We start from the raw sequence: 12,241 nt of genomic DNA on the forward strand, positions 1-12,241 counted from the left end.
GGACCATCGAGATCGTCCGTCGAAGCGATACGGCACAAGGCTTCGAGGTTCTACCCCGACGCTGGGTGGTTGAGCGCACACTGGCCTGGCTGAACCGTAACCGGCGGCTCGGTAAGGACTTCGAGACCAGCCTCGCTTCAGCCGAAAGCTGGGTATACCTCGCGAATATCCAGCTCCTCGTCCACCGCCTCGGAAGAGCCTGAAAACGCCGAATTAGTTCCGAGTCTGACTCTGAGGCTTGAAACGCCCGGCGCGCGGTCCCCCGCGGCCGGGCGTTTTCGTGGCCGCTTGGCGGCGTCGGGCAATACGCTGAGCGGAAGGACCACCGTCAGCTGAATTTTTTCTTTCCGTCAGGACGTTATACCCCTAACCTTCCAAAATCCGAAAATCTTGGTGGGTTATGATGCGGAAGTTGTCGGACACCTGTTCCCTGAATGTCTTCCATTCTCTTGGAATAGTGTCTCGAAAGAACACCAGGATAGCATCGGCGAATTGTTTCCGGGTGGGGTAATGACGGTTGTGCGTCACGCGCTGATGCATGACCGCCCATAATCGCTCGATCGGGTTCAAGTGCGGGCAATAGGGCGGGAGCTGGATCAGGTGAACGCGACACTCGGGACGCGCCAGGAATTCCCTGACGTCCGGCCCTTTGTGGTAAGCCGCGTTGTCCCAGATGACGTGGATCACACGTTTGTCGGGATTGCGCGCCTCGATCTTGGCGAGAAGCTGGGCCGCGCTGGCCCCGTCGACGGTGTCCGGCTCGACAAAAGGCGCGTCGAAGGTTTCCAGGTTGAGCGCGCCGTGGATGTTCACCCGGCCACGGCCGGGCGTGGTTTGGACGGCGGGGTTCGAGCCGTTCTTCACCCAGCCGGACGCGGGCTTGGTCTGATACTCCGGGTGGACGGCGTCGGCGAAATACACCGCTTCATCAGCGCTCAGCTCGCGCATCAGGCGCTCGTAATGCGCGATGAACGCCGCCTGCTTTTCCGCCGATGCCACCTTTGGCAGCGGCTTTGGCTTGCGATATTCGAACCCCAGCCGGGCCAAAAGCTTGATGCAGCCCGAGTGTGAGTACTCCAGGCCGAACTCGGTGGCGATGTACGCCCTGACCGGCGCGGTGGATCGGCAAAACTGCGCTTCCAGCCAAGCGCTCAGCTCGGCTTCCTGCACGGCCGTCATGCGGGATTGGCTGCCTTGCCAATCATCCCGAGCCAGAGCTTCCCAGCCGTCGCGCTGATACGCCTTGTGCCATCCCCGTATCGTATCGTCGTCCAGATACAGGAACTCCGCGATCTGGGCGCAACTTTTGCCGTCATCCAGCAGCAGAAGGGCATTTGCCCGCCGTGCAACGCCGTGGTCCACGCGATGCCGACGCACGCACGCTTCGAGTTCGCGGCGATCTTCGAGGGAGAGGAAACCGGGGCGTATCATGCTCAGAGCAGAATCCCGAACCTACCTCGCGTCAAGCCCGAATTCGGGTTCCCACAGACTCTGGGTATAGCGCAAAATTCACGATGCCGGCCGGGTCGGCGTTGATCGATCTTGCGCTGACAGTCCGGACGCGGTCACGGCCGCCAGAACGGCTTGGCGATCTCCCGGCGGATCGCATCCGGGTCCCTGGCGATGTCCAGCCAACGCTCGCGCGGCAGCTGCGCCAGTTGCCGGCGTTCCACCGCCCGCCGGCGCCAACGGACCAAGGTCCGCCACAGGCCCCGCGGCCACGCCCAGGACGCGACGGGCGCGGCGTGGCACCGGTCGCGCGTCAGATCGGTACAGCTCATCTGCAGTCTCCTCGTGCCAGAGCCCGGAACGCCCGGGCCATTGCGGAAACAATCCGGCGAATTGCCAAACCGCACAAACGACGATATCTCTGGCTCGCATAAACCTACCTAATGCGAGACCGGAGCCCGCGCGATGACCCGACGGTTGCCGCCGCTGAACGCCGCCAAGGCCTTCGAGGCGGCCGCGCGGCACCTGTCGTTCACCCTGGCCGCCGACGAACTGGCGGTTACCCAGGCGGCCGTCAGCCATCAGGTGCGCGCGCTGGAGGACTGGCTGGGGGTGCAGTTGTTCCACCGCGCCAACCGCCGGATCGAGCTGACCGACTCCGGGCGCGCCTATCTGCCCGGGCTGCGCGACGGACTGGACCGGATCGCCGCCAGCACCGCCGCGGTCGCCGACCGCGCGCGCCGCGGGCCGATCCACCTGACCGCGCTGCAGTCGCTGACCGCCCGCTGGCTGCTGCCGCGCCTGCCCGACTTCCACGCCCGGCATCCCGAACTGGACGTGCTGGTGTCCGCGAGCGACCGGCCGGCCGACCTGCACCGGGAAAACTTCCACCTCGCGGTGCGCTTCACCACCCGCGAACGCGCCGAAGCGCACGGGCTGGTCGCGACCCACCTGATGGACGAGGCGATCTTTCCGGTCTGCGCGCCAGCCCGCGTCGACGGCGATCCGCCCTTGCGTACGCCTTCCGACCTATCGGGCCAGGTGCTGCTGCACGACAAGGTCGACGACACCGTGGAGGATCCGGGCTGGGTCGTCTGGTGCCGGGCGGCCGGCACGACCGTGCCCGACGGGCCGGCCCGACACTTCTCCGATGCCGCGCTCGTCCTGCAGGCGGCGACCGCTGGCCAGGGGGTGGCGCTCGGCCGGCTGTCGCTGGTCCGGGACGATCTGGAACACGCGCGCCTGGTGCGCCCGTTCGGCCCGATCGTGCGCACGCGCTTTAGCTACTACGCCGTCGCCACGCAGGCCCTGGCGCAGCAGCCGCGGGTCAGCGCGATGGTGGATTGGCTGGTCGAACAGGCCCGCGGCCAGGCCGACGACCCATTGTTGGCGGCGGCGGTGACCGCGGAAGTCTCATAGGCCGGGCGCCGCGACGCCGACCGGCGCACAACGGAAGGCCGCGGACGCGGCGATTCAAAGCTACGGCGATCGCCCGGGCAGACCGGTGGGAGAGCCGACGTCGCGGGCAGGAGCCGCCCGTGGGACGTGCTTCGAGACGCCGGCCCTTCGATAAGGTCAGGACGGGCTATTCCGCCTGAAGATAACGGTAAGCTCCCAACACACCTCAGGCTTGATCCCGAATAGGACGCCGACGGCGTGCGTGTCGAAGGACCCCACCCGGGGGCTCGACATGCCGGGCGGACGTCTCTCCGAGGCGCGGAAAGGCGGCCCGCCGATGCGCCGTGCAGCGGCGACAGGCCGCAGCTACGCCGCGACCGTCTCCTTCAGTGCGTTCTCGATCGCCTGCATCGCCGCTTGGCCGGCGTCGGGGTTGGGGCCGCCGGCCTGGGCCATGTCGGGGCGGCCGCCGCCGCCCTTGCCGCCGAGCGCGGCCGCGCCGGCCCGGACCAAATCGACCGCGGAGACGGTGCCGGTCAGGTCGCCGGTCACGCCGACCACGAGCGAGGCCTTGCCGTCGTAGGATGTCGCGACGGCGGCGACGCCGGAGCCGATCTGCTTCTTCAGTTCGTCGGCCATGCCCTTGAGCTCGCCCGGCGGGACATCGGCGACCACCTGGCAGGCGAGCTTGATGCCGCCGACCTCCCGGGTTTCCACGGCTGGCCCGCCGGAACCGCCGGCGGCGAGCTTCTTGCGGGCCTCGGAGAGGTCGCGCTCCAGACGCTTGCGCTCGTCCAGCAGCTGGTCGATCCGGTTGGTCAGTTCGCCCGGGGTGGTCCGCAGGTGGCTCGCCGCCGTCTTGATTTGCTGCTCCTGCTCGCGCACGAACCGTTCGGCGGCGTCGTGGGCGACCGCCTCGATCCGGCGGACGCCGGCGCCGGGGCCCTCCTCGCGGACGATCTTGAAGAAGCCGATCTCGCCGGTGCGCGCGACGTGCGTGCCGCCGCACAGCTCGATCGAGTAGGGCGTGTTGGCGCCTTCGTCGAAGCCGCCCATCGAGATCACCCGGACCTCCTCGCCGTACTTCTCGCCGAACAGCGCCATGGCGCCCGCCTCCATGGCCTCGTCCTTGCCCATGAAGCGGGTCTCGACCGGGGTGTCGCCGCGGATCCGGGCGTTGACCTCGGCCTCGACGGCGCGCAGGTCGCCCTCCTTGACCGGCTTGGGCTGCGAGATGTCGAAGCGCAGCCGGTCGGGGGCGACCAGCGAGCCCTTCTGCGTGACGTGCGCGCCCAGGCGCCGGCGCAGCGCTTCGTGCAGCAGGTGGGTGGCGGAGTGGTGCGCGCGCAGGCGGGTGCGCCGCTCGGCGTCGATCGCCAGGTGCGCGGGCTCGCCGGCTTTCAGCGTGCCGCTTTCGACCTCGACCGTGTGCACGTGCAGGTCGCCGACCTTCTTCTGGGTGTCGGTGACGCGGGCCTTGGCGCCGCCTTCGGCCAGCACCGTCCCGGTGTCGCCGACCTGGCCGCCGGACTCGCCGTAGAACGGGGTCTGGTTGGCGATCAGGAAGCCGGTCTCGCCCGCGGCGATCTCGCTCACCTGCTGGCCGTCCTTGACCAGGGTCAGGATCGCCCCCTCGGCCGCGTCGGTTTCATAGCCCAGGAATTCGGTCGCGCCATAGTGGTCGCGCACGGCGAACCAGACTTTCTCGTCAGCCTGCTCGCCGGAGCCGGCCCAGGCCGCGCGGGCCTTGCGGCGCTGCTCCTCCATCGCGGTCTCGAAGCCCTGCTCGTCCAGGCCCAGGTTCTCGCCGCGCAGGATGTCGCGGGTCAGGTCGAGCGGAAAGCCGTAGGTGTCGTACAGCTTGAACGCAACCTCGCCCGGCAGGGTGCCGCCCGCGCCCAGCCGCGCGGTCTCGTCCTCGAGCAGGCGCAGGCCGCGGTCGAGCGTCTCCTGGAACCGGCCCTCCTCCATCTTCAGGGTCTCGGTGACCAGCGCCTCGGCCCGGCGGATCTCCGGGAAATGCTCGCCCATCAGGTGGGTCAGCTCGGGCACCATCTTGTAGATCATCGGCTCGCGCACGCCCAGCTTGTGCACGTGGCGCATCGCTCGGCGCATGATCCGGCGCAGCACGTAGCCGCGGCCCTCGTTCGACGGCAGCACGCCGTCCGCCATCAGGAAGGTGGTCGCGCGCAGGTGGTCGGCGATCACCTTGTGCGAGGGACGAAAGTCGCCGTCCGGCTCGACCCCCGACAGCTCGGCCGAGCCCTCGATCAGGCGGCGCAGCAGGTAGATATCGTAGTTGTCCTGCTTGCCCTGCAGGACGGCGGCGATCCGCTCCAGGCCCATGCCGGTGTCGATCGACGGGCGCGGCAGGTCGACCTTCTGCCCGGGCTCGGGCTGATCGTACTGCATGAAGACGAGGTTCCAGATCTCCTTGTAGCGTTCGCCCTCGTCCTCCTCGGGCGTGCCGGGCAGGCCGCCGGCAAGCTCGGGGCCCTGGTCGAAGAAGATCTCCGAGCACGGCCCGCAGGGGCCGGTATCGCCCATCGACCAGAAGTTGTCGGAGCCGGCGATCCGCAGGATCCGGTCCTCCGGCAGGCCGGCGATCTTCTTCCACAATTCGAAGGCGTCGTCGTCGTCGACGTAGACGGTCGCCAGCAGCCGGTCCTTGGGCAGGCCGAACTCCTGGGTGACCATCTGCCAGGCGAGCTCGATCGCGCGTTCCTTGAAATAGTCGCCGAACGAGAAGTTGCCCAGCATCTCGAAGAAGGTGTGGTGCCGGGCGGTGTAGCCGACGTTCTCCAGGTCGTTGTGCTTGCCGCCGGCGCGCACGCATTTCTGCGAGGACACCGCGCGGGTGTAGCTGCGGTGCTCCTGGCCAGTGAAGACGTTCTTGAACGGGACCATCCCGGCGTTGGTGAACAGCAACGTCGGGTCGTTGCGCGGCACCAGCGGCGCCGACTGCACGATCTCGTGGTCGTGCCGGCCGAAGTAATCCAGGAACTGGCGGCGGATTTCGTTGGTGGTGGTCATGATCCCCTTCGCGTGCCTGCCGCGCCCGGCCGCGCCCGCGGCGGAGACGACCGTCGCGGGCGTGGCCGGCGCGGATGCCGGTGTTCTGGCCGGCTATGTAGCCAGTGGCCCGCCGCGCTGTCCACCCGCGCCCGTGGGCGGCCCCGGACACGGCCCCGGACGCGGACTCGGACAGGGATAGGGAACCGCGTCCGGTCGAGACCGGTCCCGACGGCTTTGGGCGTTGGCAGCGCGCGTTGAGCGCGCCGGCGCCGCGGCACCGGCGGTGGATTGCCGCAATCGCCGCAATCCCCCCTACAGCATCTTGGTCACAACCGCCGTTCGGCCCGGCGCGATCCGAGCGCCTTGGCCCGCATTAGCGCCGACTAGCCCTGGGCGTCGTACTCGCCACTCGGGTCGTCCGGGCCTTCCAGCATGTTGGAGGCGACGAGGCCCGCGTTCTCGCGGATCTTGTCCTCGACCTCCTTGGCGATCTGCGGGTTTTCCTTGAGGAACTTCTTGGCGTTCTCGCGGCCCTGGCCGATCCGCTGGCCGTTGTAGGAGAACCAGGCGCCGGCCTTCTCGACGATGTTGGCGGACACGCCGAGGTCGAGCAGTTCGCCGGTCTTCGAGATGCCCTCGCCGTACATGATGTCGAACTCCACCGTGCGGAACGGCGGCGCCATCTTGTTCTTGACCACTTTCACCTTGGTCTGGTTGCCGACCACGGTGTCGCGGTCCTTGATCGACCCGATCCGGCGGATGTCGAGACGTACCGAGCTGTAGAACTTGAGCGCGTTGCCGCCGGTGGTGGTCTCCGGCGAGCCGAACATGACGCCGATCTTCATCCGGATCTGGTTGATGAACACCACCATGGTGTTGGAGCGCGCGATCGAACTGGTCAGCTTGCGCAGCGCCTGGCTCATCAGGCGCGCCTGCAGGCCGGGCTGGCTGTCGCCCATCTCGCCTTCAAGCTCGGCGCGCGGCACCAGGGCGGCCACCGAGTCGATCACCAGCACGTCGATCGCGCCCGAGCGCACCAGCGTGTCGGCGATCTCCAGCGCCTGCTCGCCGGCGTCGGGCTGGGAGATCAGCAGCTCCTCGACGTCGCAGCCCAGCTTCTTGGCGTAGGTCGGATCGAGCGCGTGCTCGGCGTCGACGAAGGCGCAGGTGCCGCCGGCATTCTGCGCCTCGGCAACGACGTGCAGCGCCAGCGTCGTCTTCCCCGACGACTCCGGCCCGTAGATCTCGACCACCCGGCCGCGCGGCAGGCCGCCGATGCCGAGCGCGATGTCGAGCCCGAGCGAGCCGGTGGAGACGGTCTCCGCCTCGACCACCTGCTCGCGGTCGCCCAGGCGCATCACCGAGCCCTTGCCGAAGGCGCGCTCGATCTGCCCGAGCGCGGCGTCCAGCGCCTTGCTCTTGTCCTGGTCGGAATTCGGCTGCTTGTAGGACGATTTCTTGTTGGCCAAGGATAAAACGTTCTGCTGCGACATGAGTGGATGCCCCCCTTATCCCACAGCCTTCGCGGCCGGGGCAACGCGTGGTGGACCGGTTCGCGTCGGTTTCATTGTACCGGGTTCGTTCACGCAAGACAAGAACAAAACAACAACTTAAGAGAACATCCGCGCGCGACTCCGCGGAAACGGCCTTTTGCGAGGGGGAGAACAGCGATCCCGCGGCGGACCGCCGGCCCCCATCGCATGTAGCTCTAACTTCCTGGAAAGCGGCCACGATTCAGCTGAAGGGTGATTCCGCCTCAGCATCTTGCCCTAACCCGCGTCGGCGTAGAGCACGTCCTTCACCATCCCGGCGAGCTGCTTCAGGGTGAACGGCTTGCCCAGGAAGTGGATGTCGGATTCCTCGCCCAGGTTGCGACGGAACGAGTCCTCGGTATAGCCGGAGATGAAGATCACCTTGACCTCCGGGTGGGTCTCCCGGACCCGGCGCACCAGCGTCGGGCCGTCCAGGTTGGGCATCACCACGTCGGTGATCAGCAGGTCGACCTTGTCGCCCTGCTCGCCCATGACGTCGAGCGCCTGCTCGCCCGAGCTCGCCTCCAGGACGTCGTACCCCTTCTTGCGCAGCGCCCGGGCGGAGAAGGCGCGCACCGCGTCCTCGTCCTCGACCAGCAGCAGCGTGCCCATCCCGGTCAGATCGGTGACCTGGCTGTGCGCGCTCTTGCCCGGCGCCGGCTCGCCGGCGGCTTGCCGGTGGCGCGGCAGGTAGATCTGGAAGTTGGTGCCCACGCTGGGCGCGCTGTCGACCAGGATAAAACCGCCGGTCTGCTTGACGATGCCGTAGACGGTGGACAGGCCGAGGCCGGTCCCCGCGCCGACTTCCTTGGTGGAGAAGAACGGCTCGAAGATCCGGTCCAGGTTCTCCTGCGCGATGCCGCAGCCGCTGTCCGCCACCTCGATCAGCACGTAGTCGCCGGGCGGCACCGTCTCGCCCTCGCGTTTGAGCGGGCGGGTCAGCTGCTGGTTGCTGGTCCGGATCGCCAGTTCGCCGCCGCGCTCCGCCATCGCGTCGCGGGCGTTGACCGCCAGGTTGATGATCACCTGCTCCAGCTGGCCCTGGTCGACCTTGACCTCCCACAGGTTGCGGCCATGGATCACGTCGAGCTGGATGTTCTCGCCGATCAGCCGGCGCAACAGGTGCATCAGCTCCTGCAGCACGTCGGTCACCGACAGCACGGTCGGGCGCAGGGTCTGCTGGCGGGAGAACGCCAGCAGCTGGCGCACCAGGTTGGCCGCGCGATTGGCGTTCTGTTTGACCTGCATCAGGTCGGCGAACGACTGGTCGCCCGGCCGGTGGCGCAGCAGCAGCAGGTCGCAGAACCCGATCATCGCGGTCAGCAGGTTGTTGAAGTCGTGCGCGATGCCGCCGGCCAGCTGGCCGACCGCTTGCATCTTCTGCGACTGCGCGAACTGCTCCTCCAGGTTCTTGCGTTCGGTCGCGTCGATCAGGTGCAGGACGTGGCCCTCGCGCTCCTGCCGGGGGTCGCCCGCGCCGGCGTCCGCGTCCAGCGGGGTGGCGAAGACGCGGCACACGGTGTCCGGCTCCGCGGCCGCGCGGGCGGGCGGCCGCCGCCCAAAGCCAAACCCCGCCGTTCAAGCCTCCGCCACTCCTCAACCCCGTATCGCCGGCACCCAGCAGCCCTTCCGTCGGCGCCAACGCGCGCCCAGCCCACAGTCGCGCCAAAGCGCGCGCCGTGCAAAGGCTGTGTGGCCTCGAGCCGGGACGCGCGGGATGCACGGGTCAGCGCCCCGCACCGGCCGGCATCCGGCCCTTGAGGCGCATCACGTAGCCGATGATCTCGGCCACCGCCTTGTAGTGCTCGGCCGGGATCTCCTGGTCCAGCTCGACGGTCGCGTGCAGGGCGCGGGCGAGCGGCGGGTTCTCCACGAGCGGCACGTCGTTCGCTTCCGCCACCTCGCGGATCCGGCGGGCGACCTCGTCGACGCCCTTCGCCACCACCGTCGGCGCGGCCATTTCGCCGTGGGTGTAGGCGAGCGCGACGGCGAAGTGGGTCGGGTTGGTGACCACCACGTCGGCCTGCGGCACGGCCGCCATCATGCGCTTGCGCGACTTTTCCATGCGCAGCTGGCGCAGCCGCTGCTTGACCTGCGGGTCACCTTCGGACTGCTTGAACTCGTCCTTAATCTCCTGCTTGGACATCTTCATTTCTTCATGGTGCTTGTAGCGCTGGTAGGCGAAGTCCAGCGCCGCGATGATGGTCATCACCGCCAGCACCGCCACGGTGACCTTGATGGCGTAGATCTGCAGCACCTCCAGCTGCGCCACCAGACCGATCTCGATCAGCTGCGGCAGGCTGTCGTGCTCCGGCCAGATCACCAGGAAAGCGACCAGACCGACCAGCGACAGCTTGGCCACGCCCTTGGCGAAGTCGACCAGCGCACGGGTGGAAAACAGCCGCTTGGCACCCTTGATCGGGGATACCTTCTCGGCCTTCGGCTTTAGGCTTTCCGCGCTCAGCAGGAACCCGAACTGCAAGACGTTCGCCGCCAGCGCGGCGACCACCAGCAGGCCCATGGGCAGCAGCAGCACCCACAGCATGTCGAGCAGCGTTTCGGTCAGAACCGGCAGAATGCCGCCGTCGGTGGGCAGCTGCGCGGCCTTGGCGATAAACCGCCGGAGCGTGTCGGTGACCCCGCCCGCCATCGCCGGGGCCAGGATGGTCAGGATCAGCCCCAGGGCCAGGATGATGAACCAGTGGTTGATCTCCTGCGACTTGGCGACCTGGCCCTTCTTGCGCGAATCCTCGAGCTTTTTCGGGGTCGGGTCTTCGGTTTTCTGGCTCTTGTCGGTCTGCTCTTCGGCCACCGTCCGCCCCTAGCGCTGGAAAACCGTGAAGATGTCGGCGAACTCGCCGGTGAAGTAGCCGATGATCACCGGCAGGCTGATCATCAGCAGCCACAGGCCCTTCATGATCTGCAGCGGCATCGCCGCGAAGAAGATCTGCACCTGCGGCATCAGGCGCGACAGCAGGCCGATGCCGAGATACAGCACCAGGCCCGCGACCACGAACGGCGCGGCGAGCTTCATCGCCACCAGGAACGAGCGCGCGACCGTCTGGCTCATCAGCTGGGCGAAATCGCCCACCGGCGGCGGGACGCCGGCCGGGAACACGACGTAGCTGTCGACCACCGCGGCGAGCATGACGTGGTGCAGGTTGAGCCCGAAGATCGCGACGAGCGCGGTGATGTTGAGGAACGCGCCGATGATCGACCCCTGCTGCTGGCTCGCCGGATCGTTCACCAGGGCGTTCGCCATGGTCGACATGTAGGCCATCACCATGCCGCCGGTGACGAGCGCGGACATGAACACCCGTGCCAGCGTGCCGATGAACAGGCCGATGAAGAACTCTCCCGCCAGCAGCGCCAGCAGCACGCTCGCCTGGTCGGGTTCGCCCGGCAGCGTGTCGGAGACCAGCGGGGTGACCAGCAGCGCGACCGCGAGCGCCAGGATCAGCCGGGCGCGCGGGGTGACGTAAGCCTCGCCGAAACCGGGCAGCGTCGACATCGCCGCGCCGATACGCACGAACACCAGCAGCACCGAAAACAGCGTGGCCGGAAGCAGTTCCTGGAACATCGGCCGCGCGCCCCTTGGCTTAGCCGCCGGCGATGATCTTGTCGGTCAACTCCAGCGTGAAGGCCGACAGCGCGTTCAGCATGAACGGCGCCATCACGATCAGCGCCACCATGACCACCAGGATCTTGGGCACGAAGGTGAGCGTCATCTCCTGCATCTGGGTCAGCGCCTGGAACAGCGCGATCACGATGCCGATGCCAAGCGCCGCGAGCAGGACCGGGCTCGACACCTTGAGCATGACGTAGACCGCCTCGCGGCCGACCTCGATCACTTCGGTCTGATTCATGGTTAACGATCCAGCTTTAAAACAAGCCCGCGGCTGGGTCGGCGTGGTCGGCCGCCCGCGCGGGCCAGGTTCGAGTGTCAGAAAACGTCCGTCAGGGCCGACCCTGGGGTCAGATCGGCATCCGCATGATCTGCTGGTAGGCCTGCACCGCCTTGTCGCGCAGCGTCACCACGGTCTGCAGCGTGCGCTCGGCCTGCGACATCGCCATCACGACGTCGTTGATGTCCGCCTTGCCCGCCGCGGCGGCCAGGGACATCCGCTCGCCGCCCTTGACGTCCTGGATCGCGTCCTCACCGGCGCTGCGCAGCATCTGCGCGAAGTCGCTGGTGATCGCCTGGGTGCCCTCAGCCTTGGGCGGCTGGACCTTGGCTTGTTCGGCGACCCGCTTGTAGGCCGCCAGGGCCTCGCTGTAGGACACTGCCATCGGAACCGGGCTCTCTTTCTAGCTGGGCCGACGGGCTTCGGGCATACGTGCCCCGGCCAAGCCGGCGAACCGTCGACCGGCGGCCGTCCTGGCCGCCGGAATGTTTCAGACTCAGGCGTTTAGCGCAGCAGATCGATCGTGCGGCTCAGCATCGTGCGCGAGCTTTCGATGACCTTCAGGTTGGCCTCGTAGCTGCGCTGGGCTTCCCGCATGTCGGACATCTCGATCAGGCTGTTGACGTTGGGCGTCTTGATGTAGCCCTGGTCGTCGGCCGCCGGATGGCCGGGCCGGTACTCCTGGCCGAACGCGCTGCGGTCGGTCTCGATCTTGTCGATCTTCACCTGATGGATGCCCAATTCCTTGTTCATCTCGTTGGCGAAGGTGACCAGCTTGCGCCGATAGGGTTCGCCGTCGGGCGTGCGCGCCACGGAATCGGCGTTGGCGACGTTCTCCGAAAGCACGCGCAGGCGCACGCCTTGCGCCTTCATGCCGGCCGCGGAAATGTGCAGCGTCTTGGCGAGATCCATCGTCTAGCGTCCTGCCCGATCAGGCTTCGG

The 12,241-nt window shown here is 67.7% G+C and carries 11 protein-coding genes and 1 pseudogene; 2 read left to right on the forward strand and 10 right to left on the reverse strand.

What is annotated here, in order from left to right; all coding sequences use genetic code 11:
• Positions 1–203 (forward strand): transposase (locus tag CKO28_RS11200; RefSeq protein WP_200340869.1); only part of this gene is annotated, 203 nt, incomplete at its 5' end.
• A gap of 163 nt (positions 204–366) precedes the next feature.
• Here the strand turns inward: CKO28_RS11200 and CKO28_RS11205 are convergent.
• Both CKO28_RS11205 and CKO28_RS11210 read right to left on the reverse strand, forming a co-directional pair.
• Positions 367–1,431, reverse strand: a complete 1,065-nt coding sequence (locus CKO28_RS11205; protein WP_200340870.1) for an IS630 family transposase — start codon at positions 1,429–1,431, stop codon at positions 367–369.
• Between the two features lie 134 nt (positions 1,432–1,565).
• Positions 1,566–1,781, reverse strand: coding sequence for a hypothetical protein (locus CKO28_RS11210; protein WP_200340871.1), 216 nt, complete (start codon positions 1,779–1,781; stop codon positions 1,566–1,568).
• A gap of 133 nt (positions 1,782–1,914) precedes the next feature.
• Here CKO28_RS11210 and gcvA point away from each other — a divergent pair, with 133 nt between their 5' ends.
• A complete protein-coding gene (gene gcvA / locus CKO28_RS11215; protein WP_200340872.1) occupies positions 1,915–2,868 on the forward strand; it encodes a transcriptional regulator GcvA in 954 nt (317 codons plus the stop codon).
• Between the two features lie 345 nt (positions 2,869–3,213).
• Here the strand turns inward: gcvA and alaS are convergent, their stop codons facing one another.
• The 8 genes and pseudogenes from alaS to flgC all read right to left on the reverse strand — a co-directional run bounded on the left by alaS (position 3,214) and on the right by flgC (position 12,211).
• Positions 3,214–5,880 carry an alanine--tRNA ligase gene (alaS, locus tag CKO28_RS11220; protein WP_200340873.1) on the reverse strand — a complete coding sequence of 889 codons (2,667 nt, stop codon included), beginning with the start codon at positions 5,878–5,880 and terminating at the stop codon, positions 3,214–3,216.
• 365 nt (positions 5,881–6,245) lie between these two features.
• On the reverse strand, positions 6,246–7,355 hold the full coding sequence (gene recA / locus CKO28_RS11225) for a recombinase RecA (protein ID WP_200340874.1): 1,110 nt from the start codon (positions 7,353–7,355) through the stop codon (positions 6,246–6,248).
• Positions 7,356–7,631: 276 nt separating this feature from the next.
• Positions 7,632–8,945: pseudogene (locus CKO28_RS11230) on the reverse strand (response regulator); the annotation flags it as partial.
• Between the two features lie 175 nt (positions 8,946–9,120).
• Positions 9,121–10,206 carry a flagellar biosynthesis protein FlhB gene (flhB, locus tag CKO28_RS11235; protein WP_200340875.1) on the reverse strand — a complete coding sequence of 362 codons (1,086 nt, stop codon included), beginning with the start codon at positions 10,204–10,206 and terminating at the stop codon, positions 9,121–9,123.
• 9 nt (positions 10,207–10,215) lie between these two features.
• A complete protein-coding gene (gene fliR / locus CKO28_RS11240) occupies positions 10,216–10,974 on the reverse strand; it encodes a flagellar biosynthetic protein FliR (RefSeq protein WP_200340876.1) in 759 nt (252 codons plus the stop codon).
• 19 nt (positions 10,975–10,993) lie between these two features.
• A complete protein-coding gene (gene fliQ, locus CKO28_RS11245; protein WP_200340877.1) occupies positions 10,994–11,260 on the reverse strand; it encodes a flagellar biosynthesis protein FliQ in 267 nt (88 codons plus the stop codon).
• Between the two features lie 109 nt (positions 11,261–11,369).
• Positions 11,370–11,684 (reverse strand): flagellar hook-basal body complex protein FliE, encoded by a 315-nt coding sequence (gene fliE / locus CKO28_RS11250; RefSeq protein ID WP_200340878.1) that lies wholly within the window; start codon positions 11,682–11,684, stop codon positions 11,370–11,372.
• Between the two features lie 119 nt (positions 11,685–11,803).
• A complete protein-coding gene (gene flgC / locus CKO28_RS11255; protein WP_200340879.1) occupies positions 11,804–12,211 on the reverse strand; it encodes a flagellar basal body rod protein FlgC in 408 nt (135 codons plus the stop codon).
• Between the last annotated feature and the right edge of the window lie 30 nt (positions 12,212–12,241).

This window comes from Rhodovibrio sodomensis (genome assembly GCF_016583645.1).
GTDB classification, from domain to species: Bacteria; Pseudomonadota; Alphaproteobacteria; order Kiloniellales; family Rhodovibrionaceae; genus Rhodovibrio; species Rhodovibrio sodomensis.